This window comes from Streptomyces polyrhachis (assembly GCF_042663125.1).
Classification (GTDB): domain Bacteria; phylum Actinomycetota; class Actinomycetes; order Streptomycetales; family Streptomycetaceae; genus Streptomyces; species Streptomyces polyrhachii.
Genome location: NZ_JBHSZO010000006.1, coordinates 120,268 through 137,160, shown reverse-complemented (window position 1 = coordinate 137,160; position 16,893 = coordinate 120,268). Strand labels below are relative to the sequence as shown.

Here is a 16,893-nt window from a genome sequence, read left to right as displayed (position 1 = left end):
TGAGCCGGCTCAGCCGAAGGTCTCAATATCGTTGATCTTCCAAATTCCGTCCACCCGTTGGGCCTCGACGGCGAGCATGGCCGCCCCGAAGGAGGTCTGGTCCTTGTCGGTACGGGTGTTGCGCTGGTCGGCGAAGACCAGCACCCGGGCCCGGTCGCCCCCGGCCAGCTCGACGCCGGCGTCGGTGACGGTGGTGGTGAGCACCAGCTTCTGCTGGGGGGCCTGCGCGCGGATCTCGGCGAGCATGGCGCGGTGCTGGCCGACGGCCGCACCGGTGAGGTACTTCTCGGCGGCGGCCTCGTTGCGGCCGAGGTCGTTGTAGTCGACGGAGAAGACGGCGTTCACCGCGTCCGAGACGCCGCCCTTGACCTCGCTGGTGAGTGCGGCGTCAACGAGTGCGCTGTTGCCGCCGGAGTCGTCGCGGGCCTCGTCCGCCCGGATCTGGGCGAAGGCGGCGAAGCCGCCGAGGAGCACCGTGGCCAGGGCGAGCGCGAGGGGTGCCCGCAGCCGCGAAGTGGCCTTGGGCGCGGGCTTCTTGAGGAGGCGGATCTTCGGCTCGGCGGCTGGCTCGGCAGCCGTTTCGGTGGCCGTTTCGGTGGCCTGTCCGGCAGTCGACGCGGCAGCCCGCTCGGCAGCCTGCTCGGCAAGTGGCTCGGCAAGCGGCTCGGCAGCATCGGCCCGGGTGTCCGCCCCGAGGCGCCCCCGAGCCGCCACGGCCGCCGTCCGGCGTTGCCGGTTGATCAGATGACGGGTGGTCGACATGGCTGCGGCGTCCTCTCGCGATCACGTTCTTCTGCCGGTACGTTCCTGGGCGCGGTGCTCACGGCGTGGCGCCCGTGTCCCCGCCGCTGTCCCCGCTGTCCCCGGTGTCCCCCACCGGCGCCTGGGCCAGCTCGCTGAGCTTCCAGCCCTGCGGGGTGCGGGTCAGCTCGCCGAGCATCCGGCTCTGCTTGGACTGCGGGGCCCCCTTGGCCGCGGTGACGGTGATCCGTACGGACACCATCGCCTTCGCCCGGCCCTCGCGTTCGTTGAGCTCGGTCAGGGCGACGGAGAGCACCTTGGCGGCGGTGGTGGTCCTCGCCGTCGCCACCTGCTTCTTGAACTGCTCCTTTCCGCCGGTGAGCTGCTTCTTCAGCTCGCCGGTGGTGGCCGCCTCCCAGGCGGCGAGGCCCTCGTCGACCCGGCGGTGGTCGAGGGTGTTGAGTGTCCGCACGCCGTGGCGGGCGGCGGCCACGGCGTCGTCGCGGCTGCGGGTGAAGCCGGCGTCGGAGTCCTGCGCCGCCGCGTACCAGGAGCCGCCCGTCCAGACGGCGGCGGCCAGGGCCAGCGCGAAGAGGACGAGCGCCGCGGTGAGCAGCGGGTTCTTGGTGAGCCTCACGGTCATCTGCCTTCGGTTCGCTTCAGGTCGGTCGGGGGTCAGCGGGACGTCATGTCGGTGATGAGCCACTGGCCGTCGCGTCTCTTCGCGGTCACCGACACCTGGGCGGCCACGCTGGACGGTTCGGCCCCCGCGCGTTCGGTCACCTGGTCGAGGAAGACCAGCACCGTCGCGTCGTCACCGCTCAGCCGCACCGCCCCGGCGCGCACCACATGGGTGGTGAGCGTCAGCTTCTGCTCGGCGACCCGCTTCCTGACCTGCCCGAAGAGCGTCTCGTACTGCTTCTTCGCCCGTCCGTCGAGCAGGTCGGCCGCCGCCGCCTCGGTGGTCTCGGTGCTCGCCGGGGAGTACGTGAAGACCCGCGACAGCGACTCGCCCACCGCCCCCGTCACGGTGGCGGTGGCGGCCGGGTCGGTGAGCGCGGTGTTGCGCGCCGCCGGCTCGCTCCTCAACTGCTGGGCGCGCGCCGTCATCCCCACGCCGCCCGTCAGCAGGACGGCCAGTGCCGTCCAGCCCGCGATCCGCAGTGCGCGGCGCCTCACTTGGCCTCCTCCGGCTTCTCCACGGTGATCGCGGTGAGCGACTTGAGCTTCCAGCCGTCGTCGGTGCGCTGCAGCGCGGCCTCGAAGCGCTTGCGTTCGACGGCCTCCGCCGTGCTGCCGCCGCTCAGTTCGATGCGTACGGTCGCGAGGACCTTGGCGGTGCCGCCGCGGGTGTCCAGATCGGTGACGGCCGCCTCGGTGACGGTGGCGCGGGCCGAGCGGCCGGACTGCTTCAGCGCGGCGGTGCTGGCCCCCTTCGACTTCCTGAGGTCCTCGTGCAGGGGGCCGGTGGTGGCGTCCAGCCAGCCCGCGAGCCCGGTGGCCGGGTCGCCGGCGTCGATGCTGTTGACGCGGGCGAGGTGGGCCTGCCCGGCGTGCAGCACCCGGTCGCGTTCGCGGGAGAAGGCGAGGTCATCGTCGCCGCTGACGGTGGCGTACGACCAGCCGGCGTACCCGGTGAAGGCCAGCACCGCCGCGACGAGCAGCGCGAGCAGCGCCCGGCGGCGGCGCGCGGGGGGCGCGGCGGGCGTACGCTCCCCGCCGCCCGCTTCCGGAGCAGCTGCCTCCGGCACGTCTGCCTCCGGAACATCCGGGGTGCCCTCGGCCGCGCTCTTCGCGGCCACCGTCTCCGTCGTCATCACGGACCCTCCCTGTCTGCCTGCCACGTTCCCTGTCACAGTCCGAGCAGCCCGCTCATGTCCGTCGGGCCGCCCTCCGGCAGCGCGGGCAGCCCCAGCGCTCCCGGCAGTGCGCCGTCCGCCGCCGCGTCGGGCGCGGTGAGGGTGGTCGCGTTCTGCGCGAGGCCGGAGCCCGGCTTCGCGGCGGGCGGGACCCCGCCGCCGCCCGGCGCGTTGGCCGAGCCGCGTACGTTGACGCCCGAGGAGGCCGGCGCCGTGCAGCGCGCCGCCGTGTTGAGGCCCGGCGCGGCGGTGGTGTCCAGGCCGTTGCGGTACTTCGTCGCCCCGTAGCCGGCGGTGCACGGCAGCGGGTCGAAGAAGGTGAGCGCCATGCCGAAGCGCGCGCCCGAGCGGGTCACGGTGGTCGAGCCGGCCGCGACGAGCTGCGGAGCCCGTACCAGCAGCTGCTCCAGTCCGTCCTGGCGGCCCAGTGCCAGGTCGGAGGTGGTGAGCAGGTTGGCCAGCAGCACGCTCAGGCTCGGGTCGACGTCCCGCAGCAGCCCGGTGACCTGCTCGGCGGCCGCCGGTCCGGCGGTGATCACCCTGCGCAGGTCGCCGTCGGAGGACTTCAGCTGCTCGGCGAAGCGCTGGGCGCCGTCCGCGAAGGAGGTGAGCGCCTGCCCGGCCTGGTTCTGGGTTTCGAGCACGGTGCGGCCGTCGATGATCAGCTTGGTGGTGTACGGCAGCGCGGCATCGGCCGCGTCGAGGAACTCACCACCGGTGTCCAGGAGTTGCTGGAGGTTCTCGCCCTGCCCCTCGAAGGTGGTACCCAGCTCCTCCACCACGGTGCGCAGCTTCTCGGTGTCCACCGAGGTGGCCGTCGCGTCCAGGCTGCTGAGGAGGTTGGTCACCGGCATCGGGGTGCTGGTGGCCTGCTGGGCGATGACCGAGCCGTCCGCCAGGTAGGGGGCGCCGTCGGTCTTGGGGCGCAGGTCGATGTACTGCTCGCCGACGGCGGAGTAGTTGGCCACCGCGGCGTCCAGGTCGGAGGGGATGGCGGGGGCGTCCTCGTCGATCCGCAGCTCCGCCTCCACTCCGCGGTCGGTGAGGTGGAGGGGGCCGACGCGACCCACCGAGACGCCCCGGTAGGTGACCGCCGAGTGCTCGAAGAGGCCGCCGGTCTCGGGGAGTTCGACCCGCACCGTGTAGTAGCCCTTGACGCCCACGTAGCGGCCGGCGTCCGCGTAGCGGACCCCGATGAAGCCGATGACCAGGACGGCGATCACCAGGAAGGCGAGGTTCTTGACGATGACGCTGCGCGTGACCATCAGCCCTCACCGCCCTGGGGGGTGGTGACGGAGGGCAGCGGCAGCGAGGGGGCGCTCGGAGCGGGCGCGCCCTGCCTGCGGGGGCTACGCATCGGCTGCTCTCCCCCCTCGGAGGTCGGCGGGGTGGTCGGGAAGGTGATCGGGCCGCCCTTGATCGGCGGGATGATCTGCGTCCCGGGCTGTGCGGCGAGCTTCATGTACACGTTGAGGTAGTCCCCCTTGACGCCGCTGAGGACCTCGTCGGTGAACGGGTAGGTGAGCAGCACCTGGAGCGAGTCGGGCAGTGCCTGGCCCGCGTCGGCGAGGTTCTTCAGGATCGGTGCCAGTGCCCTCAGGTCGGCGACCATGTCGTCCTTGCTGCGGTTGATGGTCTCCACCGCGGTGCCGGAGAGCCGGTCGAGGGACTTCAGCATCGCCATCAGTGCCCCGCGCTGCTCCTTCAGCACCTTCAGTCCGGGGCTGAGCCCGGTCAGCACCTCGCCGATCTCGGTCTTGCGGACGGCGAGGGTGGTGGAGAGGCGGTTGAGGGAGTCCAGGGCGGCGGTGATGTCCTTCTTGTTGCCGTCCAGGCTGCGCATCAGCTCGTCGACGCGGTGGAGCATCGACTTCACGGCGGGCTCGTTGCCCTCCAGTGCCTTGTTCAACTCGCGCGAGATGGTACGCAGTTGCTGGATTCCGCCGCCGTTGAGGAGCATCGACAGCGCGCCGAAGACCTCCTCGACCTCGGGGTTGCGGTTGGTGCGGGCCAGCGGGATGTCCACCTCGCGCCCGCCGGTCGCGCTGGTGGCGGCGGCGGGCTGCGCGTCGAGCTGTCCGGCCTTGCCCGGGGCGACGAGCTGGACGTACTTCTCGCCCAGGAGGCTGGACTGCTCGATGCGCGCGTAGACGCCCTCGGGCAGCCGCACCCCCCCGTTGACCTTCATCGTCACCACGGCGGTCCAGCCCTGGTCGGCGAGGTCGATGTCGGTGACGCGGCCCACGGCCACGTCGTTGACCTTCACCGAGGACTGCGGCACCAGGCTCTGGACGTTCTCGAACTCCGCCGTCACCTCGTAGGGGTGGGAGCCCAGGTCCGCGCCGCCGGGCAGCGGCAGGTCCTGGATGCCGGAGAACTCCGGCGACTCCCCGAAGGCGACCATGATCGGGATCGGTGACGCCAGCAGCGCCAGCGCCGCCACGCCCACGAACGCGGTCTTCGCGTCGCGTCTCATCCGTCCGCTCCCGTCTGGTTCTTCTCGGCGTCCTGCGGCGAGGCGTCCTGCTGCGGGGCCGCCTTCTCCGGCGTTCCGTAGACCTGCCCGACCGTGGGCAGCGGCAGCTCCGGCAGGGCGCCCAGGCGCTTCTCGGGGACGGCCACCAGACCGGCGGTCGGGGAGTCGTCCTCCAGCAGCGGGCCGCCCATGCTGATCTCGTTGAGGTTGCCGCGCCCGTCGATGGTGCGGCTTTCGGGGTCGTAGGCGCGCAGGACGTTGTCCGCGGCGAGCGGGATCGCGTCCATCGCCTCGGCGAGTGAGGCCCGGTTGGCCACGATCACGTCGGTGAGTTCGGCGAGCTTGTCGACGTTGCCCTTGATCCGGCCCCGGTTGTCCTTGACGAACTTCTGCACGTGCCCCAGCGCACTGCCCAACTGCCGCAGTGCCTGCGCGAGTTCGTCGCGGTCCTCGGCGAGGAAGGTGGTGACGTCGCTGAGCCGGCCCTCCACGTCGCGCACCTGGGTGTCGTTGTCCTTGAGCATGGTGGTGAAGGACTGGAGGTTCTTCAGGGTGCCGAAGAGGTCCCCGCTGCGGCCGGCGAGGGTGGCGGTGGCGTCCCCGAACTGCTCGATGCTGTCGGAGAGTTCCTTGCCGTTGCCGTCCAGGTTGGCCGCCCCGGTGTCGATGAGGTCGCTGAGCGCGCCCTTGGCGTTGGCCCCCTCGGGGCCGAGCGCGTCGGAGAAGCGGGTGATCTGCTCGTAGATCTCGTCGACCTCCACCGGGGTCGCGGTGCGCTCCACCGGGATCTCGTCGCCGTCGCCCAGGACGGGCCCCGACTCGTAGGCGGGGGTGAGCTGGACGTAGCGGCCGGAGACGAGGCTCGGCGAGATGACGACGGCCTGCGCGTCGGCGGGCACCTTCACCCCCTCGTCGAGCCGCAGGGTGACCTTGACCCTCCTGCCCTGCGGCTGGACGGACTCCACACTGCCGACGGAGACGCCCAGCACCTTCAGCTCCGAGCCCTCGTAGACGCCGACACCGGAGTGGAAGTAGGCGGTGACCTTCTCCCCTCCCGGGTCGGCGACCGCGCTCCACACCACGCCGCCGGCGACCAGCACCGCCAGCGCGGTGCCGGTGACGACGACGGTGCGTCCGCGCCCGGCGAAGCCGCCGGCCGCGTCGTGTATCCGGGCCCTGAGTCCCGTGGCCTGCGCCATCACCGGCCTCCCTTCCGCTTGGGCGACATGCACCCGTGGTCCGGTACGCCGTTGGGCGCGTACTCCTTGGGGACGATCCCGCAGAGGTAGGCGTCCAGCCACCGGCCGTTGCCCAGGGTGTTGCCCAGCAGCCGGTAGTACGGGCCGACGGTGGCCAGCACCTTGTCCAGGTTCTTCTCGTTGCGCTGCAGTACGCCCGTCACCCGGTCCAGGGCGTCCAGCGTGGTGCCGATCTGCTGCTCGTTGTCCTCGACCAGTCCGGCCAGTTCCACGCCCAGGTCGCGGGTGCCGGTGAAGAGGGCGTGGATGGCGGCCCGCCGGGAGCGGATCTCCTCCAGCAGCAGGTTGCCGTCGGTCAGGAGCTGCTGGAAGCGGGCGTTCTGGTCCTTCAGGGTCCGCGTCACCTCGTCGCTGCCGCCCAGCAGCCGCGCCAGTTGCGTGTCGCGGCTGGAGATGGTGCGGGAGAGGTCCGCGAGGCCGTTGGCGGCGTTGCGTACGTCGGGCGGGGTGTCGCGGAAGGTGTCGGCGATGGCCTGGAAACCGGCCTCCAGGGCGGCGGTGTCCAGCTCCCCGAAGGTGTTCGCCAGTCCCTCCATGGCCTGCGTGACGTCGTAGGGGGAGGTGGTGCGGTCCAGGGGGATGCGCCTGCCGGGGTCCTGGGGGGCGTCGCCGCGCGGGTCGAGTGCCAGGTACTTGCCGCCCAGCAGGGTCTTGATGGCGATGCCGGCGGTGGAGGCGTTGCCCACCCAGCTGCCCTCGACCCGGAAGTCCACCCGTACCTTCGGGCCGTCCAGGCCGACGCCGGTGACCTCGCCGACCTTCACGCCGGCGATACGGACCTCGTCGCCGGCGTCCAGGCCGGCCGACTCCTTGAAGTCGGCGCTGTAGGCGGTGCCCTGGCTGCCGATGACGGGCAGGGCGTCGACCCGGTAGGCGCCCAGCGCCAGCAGGGTGAGCACCAGCAGTCCGACGAGGGCGAGGGCGACGGGGTTGCGCTCGCGGATCGGTTTGATCTCCGGTCGTCTCATCGGGTGCACCTCGGCTGGGTGATGGCGATCCCGGTGGGGGACTTCTGGTCGGCGTAGGTGGAGGTGACCCCGGAGACCCTGGCCTCGCAGAGGTAGAGGTTGAACCAGGAGCCGTAGGAGGCGAGCCGGCCCAGGGTGCGCATCTTCACCGGCGCCTTGGCCAGGAAGTCCTCCAGCAGGGGCGCGTTGTCTGCCAGGCGGTCGCTGACCCGGCCGACCTGGCGGATGTCCTCCTTGAGCGGGGCGCGGCCGTCGCCGACCAGGTCCGCGGTGGAGGTGGTCAGGTCGCCCATGGCCTGGAGGGCGTCGCCCAGGGGCTTGCGGTCGCCGGCGAAGCCGGAGACGAGTTCCTGGAGGGTGACGAGGAGGTCGTTGAACTCCGTCTGGCGTTCGTTGACGGTGTCGACGACGGTGGTGAGGTTGTCGATGACCTCGCCGATGACCTTGTCCTTCTTGGCCAGGGTGGAGGTCAGGGAGCCGACCGTGCGCACCAGGGACTCCACGGTGGCGCCCTCCCCCTGGAGCACCTGCACGATCTCCCCGGCGAGTTTGTTGGTGTCGGCCGGGGAGAGGCCGGCGAAGAGGGGCTGGAAGCCGTTGAAGAGCTGGGTGAGGTCGAGCGCGGGTTTGGTGCGCTCGATCGGGATGGTCGCCCCGGGCGCCAGCTGCTTGTCCAACGGGCCGTCGCCGGGCTCGAGTTCGACGAAGCGCTGGCCGACCATGTTGAGGTACTTGATCGCCGCGGTGGAGGAGGCGGGCAGTCTGCGCCCCTCGCGGACGGTGAAGGAGATCTGCGCGTAGCGCCTGTCGACCACCTTGACCGACTCCACCTCGCCGACCTTCACCCCGGCGACGCGGACGCTGTCGCCCGCGTTCAGTCCCATGGTGTCGGTGAAGCGGGCCCGGTAGGTGTCGGTGTCGCCCACGTCGGTGTTGGCGATGGAGAAGGCCAGGCCGGTGGTGGCGAGCGCGGTGACGGCGACGAAGACCGCCGACTTCACCAGCGGCCCGGTCATGCCGGGTGTGCCCCGAGTGCTCATCTCACGCTCACCTCCGCCCCGCGGAAGACGGGCCCGGCGAGCAGGCTGGACCAGTCGGGCAGCTCCTGGGGCTGCTTCATACCGGCGGTGATCAGATCGTTCACCAGCTTGTTCTCCTCCGGGGAGTTGGGCAGTCCCAGTCCGCCGTCGACCTTCACGGTCAGCGTCCGTGCGGTCTCGTCGGGCGTGGTGCGGGTGGCGGGTGCGGCCTTGCCCGTGTAGGGGACGCCGTAGCAGCGCGGGCCGCCGGAGGCGGTGAAGCGCGGGGTGTCCCGGCCGGGTACGTACTTGCCGCGCTCCTTGCGGACCTGGACGGTGACGTGCAGGCCGGGCTGCTTGGTGCCCTTGCCGAGCGCCTTGTCCATCACGGGCACGAAGTCGGCCATCGTGCGCAGCACGCAGCCGAACTCCGGTGAGTAGCGCGCCAGTAGCTCCACGCTGGGCCGCGAGTCGGCGGAGAGGCGGATGATGTTGCGCTGGTTCTGCCGTACGAAGGTGTCCAGGTCGACGGCGGTGCCGCTGAGCGCCCCGTAGAGGGTGCCCAGGTTGCCGCGCTGCTCGACCAGGGTGGCGCTGGTGACCGTCGCGTCGTGCAGCGCCTGGATCAGGTCGGGCGCGGCCTCGGCGTACAGGTGCCCGAACTCCACCAGTTCGTGGATGTCCCGGTTCAGCTCCGGCAGGTGCGGGTTGAGCTTCCCCAGGTGCCGGTCGAGGGTGACCAGGGTGTCGCCCAGCTGGCCGCCGCGGCCCTCCAGGGCCTGCGACATGGCCGTCAGGGTCGCGGAGAGCTTCTCCGGCTTGACGGCGGTGAGCAGCGGCAGCGTGTGGTCGAGGACCTGTTCCAGCTCGATGGCGTTGGAGCTGCGGTCCTGCGGGATGGTGTCGCCCGCCCGCAGGGTCCGCTCGCCGGGGGTCTGGGGGGGTACGAGGGAGACGTAGCGTTCGCCGAAGAGGGTGGTGGGCAGCATCCGCGCGGAGACGTCGGCGGGGATGGCGTCCACCGTCCCCGGCTTCATCGCCAGGGTCAGCCGCGCCCCCTGCCCGTCGGGCAGGGCGTCGATCTCGCGGACCTCGCCGACGACGACGCCGCGCATCTTGACCTCGGCGTAGGGGTGCATCTCGTTGCCGGCCTCGGCGGTCTCGACGGTGACGGTCACCGTGTCGGTGAACTGCTTGTCGTAGACCGCGATCGACAGCCACACCAGGAGTGCCAGCGCCAGCACGAAGGCCACTCCCGCCGTGCGGCGGCCGAGCGTGTGCGTGTTCATCCGGCCACCTTCACGGTCGTCGTGGTGCCCCAGACAGCCAGGCTGAGGAAGAAGTCGGTGACGGAGATCAGGACGATCGCGGTACGCACCGAGCGGCCCACGGCCACGCCGACGCCGGCGGGGCCGCCGGTGGCGCGGAAGCCGTAGTAGCAGTGCGCGAGGATCACCATCACGCTGAAGATCAGCACTTTCATGATCGACAGCAGTACGTCGGTGGGTGAGAGGAAGAGGTTGAAGTAGTGGTCGTAGGTGCCGGTCGCCTGGCCGTTGAAGACCACGGTCACCATCCGCGAGGCGAGGTAGGAGCTGATCAGTCCGATGCCGTAGAGCGGGATGATCGCCACCACGCCGGCCAGGATGCGGGTCGTGACCAGGTAGGGCACCGAGCGCACGGCCATCGACTCCAGTGCGTCGATCTCCTCGTTGATGCGCATCGCGCCCAGCTGCGCGGTGAAGCCGGCGCCGACGGTCGCGGAGAGGGCGAGCCCGGCGACCAGGGGGGCGATCTCGCGGGTGTTGAAGTACGCGGAGACGAAGCCGGTGAAGGCGGAGGTGCCGATCTGGTCGAGTGCCTCGTAGCCCTGCAGGCCGACGACGGTGCCGGTGAAGAGGGTCATCGCGAACATCACGCCGACGGTGCCGCCGATGACGCCCAGGCCGCCGCTGCCGAAGACCACCTCGGCCAGCAGCCGCTGGATCTCCTTCAGGTAGCGGCGGCAGGTGCGCGGTATCCACAGCAGCGCCTGGATGTAGAAGAGCAGTTGGTCGCCCATGGCGTCCAACCAGCCCAGCCAGCGCCCGGCGCCCCCGCCGCGGCGCGGTGGCGGGGCGGGCCGCCGCGGTGGCTGGGGCGGCGGGGCCGGGGGCTGGCCGGGCTGGTTGTCCTTGTCGAGTATCGCCACGGCTCAGCTCCCCTTCGCCGGCACGATCTGGAGGTAGATCGCGGTGAGGATGGTGTTGACCAGGAAGAGCAGCAGGAAGGTGATGACGACCGACTGGTTGACCGCGTCCCCCACGCCCTTGGGGCCGCCCTTGGGGTTCAGGCCCCGGTAGGCGGCGACGACGCCGGCGATGAAGCCGAAGATCAGCGCCTTGATCTCACCGACGTAGAGATCGGGCAGCTGGGCGAGGGCGGAGAAGCTGGAGAGGTACGCGCCGGGGGTGCCGCCCTGCATGATCACGTTGAAGAAGTAGCCGCCGAGGGTGCCGACGACCGAGACGAGGCCGTTGAGCAGCACCGCCACGCCCATCGTGGCCAGCACCCGGGGGACGACCAGGCGCTGGACGGGCGAGACGCCCATCACCTCCATGGCGTCCAGTTCCTCGCGGATGGTCCGCGAGCCCAGGTCGGCGCAGATCGCGGAGCCGGCGGCCCCGGAGATCAGCAGGGCCACGATCAGCGGTGACGCCTGCTGGATGACGGCCAGCACGCTGGCGCCGCCGGTGAAGGACTGGGCGCCGAACTGCTGGGTGAGGGAGCCGACCTGGAGGGCGATGACCGCGCCGAAGGGGATCGACACCAGCGCGGCGGGCAGGATCGACACACTCGCCACGAACCAGAACTGCCCGACGAACTCCCGCAGTTGGAAGGGCCGTTTGAAGGTGAGGCGGATCACGGAGAGCGCGAGGGCGAAGAGCTGCCCGGTCTGGCGCAGGCCGCCCAGTCCGGGGACCGGCCGCGCGGGCGCCTTCGCGGCGCCTCCCGCGGGCCGATGGGGGCCGTCGCCCGCCGGCGGGGGGCCTGGCACGGCGGGCGACGGCGGCACGGCGGCCGTCATGCGGACTCCTCGGGCGCGGCGGGCCTGCGGCCCCAGCTGGCGGGGTCGACGCGGTCCTGGTCGATCGCCAGGGTGTCGCCCTGCTGGGCGGGCGCGGGCGGCGGGATGTAGGGCCGGGCGACCGGCTGGGTGGGGGCCTGCGCCTCGCCGCCCGCCTGCTGCGTGGGCCGCAGTTGGGCGGTGATCGCGTCGCGGGCGGCGGGCGGCAGGGTGTGCAGCAGCGCCAGTACGCGCTCGCGCCGCCGGTGCACGGCCTGGCGCGCCGGCAGTCCGGCGGTGGGCTCCAGCTGGGGGACGATCTCGCGGGGGGTGAACGCGGTGCCGTTGCCCGCGAGTTCCTCGGCGGCCAGGGCGGCGGCGTCCTTCTCCTCGGACATCCCGATCGGCCCGTAGGGGCTGCCGTTGAGGAACTGCGAGACCACCGGCTCCGCGCTGGTCATCAGCACCTCGCGGGGACCGAAGGTGACCAGGTTGCGGCGGAAGAGCATCCCCATGTTGTCGGGGACGGTGGAGGCGATGTCGATGTTGTGCGTGACGATCAGCATCGTCGCGTCGATCTGCGCGTTGACGTCGATGAGCAGCTGCGAGAGCAGCGCGGTGCGCACCGGGTCCAGGCCCGAGTCGGGCTCGTCGCACAGGATGATCTGCGGGTCCAGCACCAGCGCCCGCGCCAGGCCGGCCCGCTTGCGCATGCCGCCGGATATCTCGCCGGGCAGCTTGTCCTGGGCGCCGCCCAGGCCGACCAGCTCCATGCGCTCCAGCACGATGTCGCGGATCTCCCGCTCCTTCTTGCGGGTGTGCTCGCGCAGCGGGAAGGCGACGTTGTCGAAGAGGCTCATCGAGCCGAAGAGCGCGCCGTCCTGGAACATCAGCCCGAAGAGCTTGCGGGCTTCCATCACGTCGCGCTCGCGTCCGCCCACCATGTCGACGCCGTTCACGTCGATCCGTCCCTGCTCGGGCTTGAGCAGTCCGACCAGCGATTTCAGAAAGACGGTCTTGCCGGTGCCGGACGGCCCGAGCATGACGCTGATCTCACCCGCGGGCAGGGTGAGTGAGACGTCCTGCCAGATCGTCTGCTGACCGAAGGACTTGGTCAGTCCCTCCACCCGCACCTCGATACCCATGTCACGCCCCTCCCGACGGCTGCCGGCCACAGCTCAGCACGCCGGCCCGCCCAATGCACCGGCCGTGCACGGTGCTTATCAACGAGTGACAGGAAAGGGACCCGTTCCTACCACTGAATGAGCGTCTGGCCACCCGTGGCCGTGACCGCCACGGCACGCGACGCGGAGGCGCGTGGTACATGAGGAAATCCCTCCGTAGGGAATACAGACGCGGCGGAACTGGGCACGCCCGTCCGGGCTGCGGACAACGAAAGCGGAAAATCCCTTGCCGTCCGAGGATTCGCCCGGCTCGGCAGGGTGGCTTCAACGCCGACTTGCGGGACGGACATTACGCACGGGTAACCCGGACGACAATAGAAACAGCAGAGAAAAAGAAACACGTTTGGAGGGCCGGATTTTCGTTGTCGCTGAGCGAGCAGTCAGGCCCGTATCTTGTCGCCCACTGGTAGACCGCGCGGTAGCCCGCGGGTGGGACCGCGCGGCGGCTCGCGTCGGTCGGCGGCGGGCGCACGGCAGAAGAGCGTGGCCGCCCGGGCGTCCGGGCGGCCACGCTCTTCGGGTACGCGCGCTTACAAAGCCGCGCCGCGCCGGGTCAGCCCGTGACGCCCGAGTGCCAGTAGCCCGAGAACGCCTGGCCGCCGTCCGGGTAGACCGTGGAGCCGTCGTAGAGGCTGGTGACGGCGGTCTTGGCGTTGCCCAGGTTGATGCTGTTGCCGGTGGCGGCCGGGATGCCCGACTTGAGGTTGACCGCCAGGTCGATCGCGCCGAAGAGGCCGCAGTTGCTCGCGCCGGGAATGGCGAAGGTGTTGTCCGTCAGGGAGGTGCCGCCGAAGGACAGCGTCGTCAGGTCGCCCGGCTCGCCCTCGGGCACGGGGGTCCCGTTGCCGAGGGAGACCGCGCCGTTGAAGCCCGGCTCGGCCGCGTTGCGGGTCTTGAGGAGGATCGGGTTGGAGTTGGAGCCGATGTAGCAGCTGTCGCTCAGGAACGGGTTCTTGAGCTTGACCTTGATCGGCACGGTGACGATCGGCTCGCCGGCCACGATCGCCGCGTACTGGTTGAAGTCGCGGGGGGAGCCCGCGGATTCGACAGTCGCGGTGATCTTGTTGAGCGTGTTGTTCTCCAGCAGGTCCTCGCAGATGGCGGAGATCACGGGGACCTCGCTGGGGCACATGATGCCCAGCAGCCCGCCCGGCACGGTCACGGCGTCGGCCTTGATCGCGCCGCCCGCCGGTCCGACGGTGGTGGTCGTGCCGTCGGCGTTCTGGACCGCGCCGAACTGGACGTTGACCTTCCCCGTGGTGACGGTGATGCGGCCCATCTTGAACGTGCCGCCGGGCGAGGACGCCACCACGCACTGCGGCGTCTGCTCCACCCCGTTGGCCGCCAGCAGCTCGGCGGCGTCCACGGGACAGCGGTTGAACGGCCCCCACGAGCCGTTCATGACGGGGTCGGCGGCGGTCGCGGTACCGACGGCGGCGAAGGTCGCCAGCGCGGTGCCGGCGCAGACGACAGCCAGTCGGGTACGGGAGGTTGATCGGTGGCTCATGACGGCTCCTTCGGCCTGGGTGGACGCGCCCACCGTTCGCGGGCGCGTAAGGCGTGGGCAGGCCACGGGCACGCGTCGAACCGCTCACTGCCGACCGGGAGGGCGTCGAAGAAGGAGGAGCCGCCGTTCCCGGAGACGCAAAGCCGCGTACCACCGCCGCACGGGTACGGGCCCCCGCCGCCCGTGAAGCACGGGCGGGGGCTGCGACGGGCTGCCCACAAAGGGGCGTTGCGCTGTGCTCGGCCACTCGCCGGGCGAGTGGCTGCCCGCCCCGGGCCCGGCGCTCTGCCTTCGGCGCGGGACGGGGGCGGGCGTTCAGGGGGGTGTGCGGTAACGCACCGGGGCTGCGGGTGACGAAGGCCCGCGCCTCAGCTGCCGACGACCTGCGGTTTCCCGTTCACCCGGTAGGTCGCCTTGAAAAGAGGCTTGCTGGCCGTGGTGACGACCGCGCCGCAGCCGGTCGGCGCCGGGACGGGGGACACGATCAGCTCACCGGGGAGCGACTTCACCACGAAGAGCCCGGTGCTGTTGGTGTACGTGGCGGACGCCTTGCCGGTGACCGTGAACTTGCAGCTCCCGGCGGTCACGTTGGCGGCGATCGATCCGACGTATCCGGCGGTGGTGCCGGAGCCGACCGCCGGATCGTAGGTCTGCGCCCACACCTTCCATGCGCCGACCTGCGTCACGCTCACGGGACCCAGCGCACTGGTGCAGCTCGGGCCCCAGGAGGTGAGGGAGATGGCCGCGATCTGGGCCGGGTTGCCCAAAGCGCTGGACAGGGATCCGCTGGCGGTGCCGATGGAGCAGTTCAGCGATACCGCGCCGACCGTCAGGGACGGTCCGAACCCCGACGTGGTGGTCGCCGTGAAGGGCCCCGACCCCGGGGTGGTGGTCCATACCGTCGCCGGGAACGGCACCGCGCTCGCCGGCGTCGCGAAGGTCAGCGCCGCCGCGCCCACGGCTGTGGACAGCACGGCCCGTCCCAGTAGTGACTTCCTCATCGTCTCTTACCTTCCTTCTGCTGCCGGGCCGGCTCGCGCTCGCACGCCGGCGGATGTGCTCGCGCCGGGGGCCGTGGCCGTCCGCCGGGGAGGGAGGACGGCCACGGCACGGGGCGCGATGGTGCGGGGTGCCGGGAATTGCTGCGGCGCCCCGGCTCAGTTGGCCGCGGAGTGCCAGTAACCGGAGAACGCCTGGCCCGCGTTGGGCGCCGTGGAGGTGGCGTCGTAGGGGGCCATGACACCGAGCTGGGCGTTGGTGAGGGTGATGCTGTTGGTGCCCGAGCCGGCGGGGATGCCGGTCTTGAGGTTGACCGCCAGGTCGATCGCGCCCAGCAGGCCGCAGCCGTTGGCTCCCGGGACGGAGAAGGTGCTGTCCGTCAGGGGGGAGCCGGAGAAGGACAGGCGGGTCAGGTCGCCGGCCTCGCCCTCGGGGGCGGGCGTGCCGTTGCCGTTGAAGATCTCGCCGGCGAAGGCGGGCTCGACGGCGTTGCGCGGCTTGAGGAGGATCGGGTTGGAGTTGGAGCCGATGTAGCAGTTGTCGCTCAGGAAGGGGTTCTTGAGCTTGATCTTGATCGGCACGGTGACGATCGGCTCGCCCGGCACGATCGCCGCGTACTGGTTGAAGTCCCGGGGCGCGCCCGCGGAGACCACGGTGGCGGTGATCTTGTTGAGGGAGTTGTCCTCGATCAGCGCCTTGCAGATGGGGCCGATCACCGGAATGCTGCTCGGGCACATGAGGCCCAGCAGGCCACCCGGCACGGTCGCGGTGTCACCGGTTATCGCGCCGCTGGTCGGGGCGACGACGGAGGTGGTGCCGTCGGAGTGCTGGATCGCGCCGAACTGCACGTTCACCTTGCCGACGGGGACGACGGTGCGCCCCAGCTTGATCGAACCGCCGGTCGAGGAGGCGACGACGCACTGCGGCGTCTGGTCCAGGCCGTCGGCCGCCAGCATCGCGGCGGCGTCGACGGGACAGCGGTCGTAGGGCGCCCAACCGCCGTTGAGGACGGGGGTGGCGGCGGTCGCGGTGGCGAGGGTCGTGAGGGTGGCGAGGGCGGTGACTCCGCAGAGAGCGGCGAGTCTGGTACGGGGGCGAGAATTCATGGTGGACTCCTGGGCGTTGAGGGTGGAGAGGGATGGCGTGAGTGTGCGGAGGTGCGGGTGGAGCGTGGGTGGCTGAGGGGGTGGGGTGGGGGTGGGGTCAGCTGCCGACGATCTTGGGGATCGTGGTGGTGCCGATCACCTTGGTCAGGTAGGTGGCTTTGAAGGTGGGCTTGGTGGCCGTGGTGATGGGGGCGCCGCAGTTGACCGGCGCCGGGCTGGCCGCCACCGAGAGCTCACCGGGCAGCGAGTTGACCGCGAGGGCGCCGGTGCCGTTGGTGTACTTCACGGACATCTTGCCCAGGATGGTGAACTTGCAGGATCCCCAGGTCCAGTTCAGGGTGATGTTGTTTATGTAGCCGTCCGTCACGCCCGTTGCCGGGTCGTACGACTTCGCCCAAAGCTTCCAGCCGCCTACGTGCACGAGGCTCGCCGGACCCCACGGACTGGTGCAGGGGGGCCCCACGTGCTTGCGGTGAAGGTCCCAACCTGCCCCGGATTACCTGTCGCACTGACCGCCGAACCCGTCGCCGTCGTGTTGGTGCAGGTGAGCTGGAGGGCGCCGAGAGTCCAGACGACGTTGCCCGAGTTGACCATCTTCACAGGCAGCGGGGTCGGCGAACTCGGAGTGACCGTCCAAGTCGTCGCCGGGATCGGGGCCGCGCTCGCCGGCGCCGCCAGCGCAAGAGCCGCAGCACCAGCCGCGAACACCGTCACCACCCGCCTGGCACC

The 16,893-nt window shown here is 71.1% G+C and carries 17 protein-coding genes; all 17 read right to left on the bottom strand.

Features of this window, described 5'->3' with window-relative positions:
* Positions 1 to 9 precede the first annotated feature (9 nt).
* The gene (locus ACFQLX_RS05940; protein WP_386412764.1) at positions 10 to 762 is read right to left on the bottom strand and encodes a hypothetical protein; all 753 of its coding nucleotides are present in this window, start codon (positions 760 to 762) and stop codon (positions 10 to 12) included.
* 58 nt (positions 763 to 820) lie between these two features.
* The gene (locus ACFQLX_RS05935) at positions 821 to 1,384 is read right to left on the bottom strand and encodes a hypothetical protein (RefSeq protein ID WP_386412761.1); all 564 of its coding nucleotides are present in this window, start codon (positions 1,382 to 1,384) and stop codon (positions 821 to 823) included.
* A 32-nt stretch (positions 1,385 to 1,416) separates the two neighbouring features.
* The gene (locus tag ACFQLX_RS05930; protein ID WP_386412758.1) at positions 1,417 to 1,920 is read right to left on the bottom strand and encodes a nuclear transport factor 2 family protein; all 504 of its coding nucleotides are present in this window, start codon (positions 1,918 to 1,920) and stop codon (positions 1,417 to 1,419) included.
* Entirely contained in the window at positions 1,917 to 2,558 is a 642-nt protein-coding gene (locus tag ACFQLX_RS05925; protein WP_386412755.1) for a hypothetical protein, read from the bottom strand. The genes ACFQLX_RS05930 and ACFQLX_RS05925 overlap by 4 nt, the downstream gene beginning before the upstream one ends.
* 35 nt (positions 2,559 to 2,593) lie before the next feature.
* Complete coding sequence (locus ACFQLX_RS05920) at positions 2,594 to 3,865, bottom strand: MCE family protein (protein ID WP_386412752.1); 1,272 nt, start codon at positions 3,863 to 3,865, stop codon at positions 2,594 to 2,596.
* Positions 3,865 to 5,076 carry an MCE family protein gene (locus ACFQLX_RS05915; RefSeq protein WP_386412750.1) on the bottom strand — a complete coding sequence of 404 codons (1,212 nt, stop codon included), beginning with the start codon at positions 5,074 to 5,076 and terminating at the stop codon, positions 3,865 to 3,867. The genes ACFQLX_RS05920 and ACFQLX_RS05915 overlap by 1 nt, the downstream gene beginning before the upstream one ends.
* Positions 5,073 to 6,275 (bottom strand): MCE family protein, encoded by a 1,203-nt coding sequence (locus tag ACFQLX_RS05910; protein WP_386412747.1) that lies wholly within the window; start codon positions 6,273 to 6,275, stop codon positions 5,073 to 5,075. Before ACFQLX_RS05910 ends, ACFQLX_RS05915 begins: the two co-directional genes overlap by 4 nt.
* Complete coding sequence (locus tag ACFQLX_RS05905; protein WP_386412744.1) at positions 6,275 to 7,303, bottom strand: MCE family protein; 1,029 nt, start codon at positions 7,301 to 7,303, stop codon at positions 6,275 to 6,277. The genes ACFQLX_RS05910 and ACFQLX_RS05905 overlap by 1 nt, the downstream gene beginning before the upstream one ends.
* Positions 7,300 to 8,343, bottom strand: coding sequence for an MCE family protein (locus ACFQLX_RS05900; protein ID WP_386412741.1), 1,044 nt, complete (start codon positions 8,341 to 8,343; stop codon positions 7,300 to 7,302). The genes ACFQLX_RS05905 and ACFQLX_RS05900 overlap by 4 nt, the downstream gene beginning before the upstream one ends.
* Positions 8,340 to 9,611, bottom strand: a complete 1,272-nt coding sequence (locus ACFQLX_RS05895) for an MCE family protein (protein ID WP_386412739.1) — start codon at positions 9,609 to 9,611, stop codon at positions 8,340 to 8,342. Before ACFQLX_RS05895 ends, ACFQLX_RS05900 begins: the two co-directional genes overlap by 4 nt.
* Complete coding sequence (locus tag ACFQLX_RS05890; protein ID WP_386412866.1) at positions 9,608 to 10,384, bottom strand: MlaE family ABC transporter permease; 777 nt, start codon at positions 10,382 to 10,384, stop codon at positions 9,608 to 9,610. Before ACFQLX_RS05890 ends, ACFQLX_RS05895 begins: the two co-directional genes overlap by 4 nt.
* A 132-nt stretch (positions 10,385 to 10,516) precedes the next feature.
* Positions 10,517 to 11,389, bottom strand: a complete 873-nt coding sequence (locus ACFQLX_RS05885) for an MlaE family ABC transporter permease (RefSeq protein ID WP_386412736.1) — start codon at positions 11,387 to 11,389, stop codon at positions 10,517 to 10,519.
* Positions 11,386 to 12,513, bottom strand: coding sequence for an ABC transporter ATP-binding protein (locus ACFQLX_RS05880; protein ID WP_386412733.1), 1,128 nt, complete (start codon positions 12,511 to 12,513; stop codon positions 11,386 to 11,388). The genes ACFQLX_RS05885 and ACFQLX_RS05880 overlap by 4 nt, the downstream gene beginning before the upstream one ends.
* A 592-nt stretch (positions 12,514 to 13,105) precedes the next feature.
* A complete protein-coding gene (locus tag ACFQLX_RS05875) occupies positions 13,106 to 14,059 on the bottom strand; it encodes a hypothetical protein (RefSeq protein WP_386412730.1) in 954 nt (317 codons plus the stop codon).
* Positions 14,060 to 14,427: 368 nt separating this feature from the next.
* On the bottom strand, positions 14,428 to 15,060 hold the full coding sequence (locus ACFQLX_RS05870) for a hypothetical protein (RefSeq protein WP_386412728.1): 633 nt from the start codon (positions 15,058 to 15,060) through the stop codon (positions 14,428 to 14,430).
* Between the two features lie 156 nt (positions 15,061 to 15,216).
* On the bottom strand, positions 15,217 to 16,164 hold the full coding sequence (locus ACFQLX_RS05865) for a hypothetical protein (protein ID WP_386412726.1): 948 nt from the start codon (positions 16,162 to 16,164) through the stop codon (positions 15,217 to 15,219).
* A 97-nt stretch (positions 16,165 to 16,261) separates the two neighbouring features.
* Positions 16,262 to 16,531 carry a hypothetical protein gene (locus ACFQLX_RS05860; RefSeq protein ID WP_386412723.1) on the bottom strand — a complete coding sequence of 90 codons (270 nt, stop codon included), beginning with the start codon at positions 16,529 to 16,531 and terminating at the stop codon, positions 16,262 to 16,264.
* Positions 16,532 to 16,893: the final 362 nt, after the last annotated feature.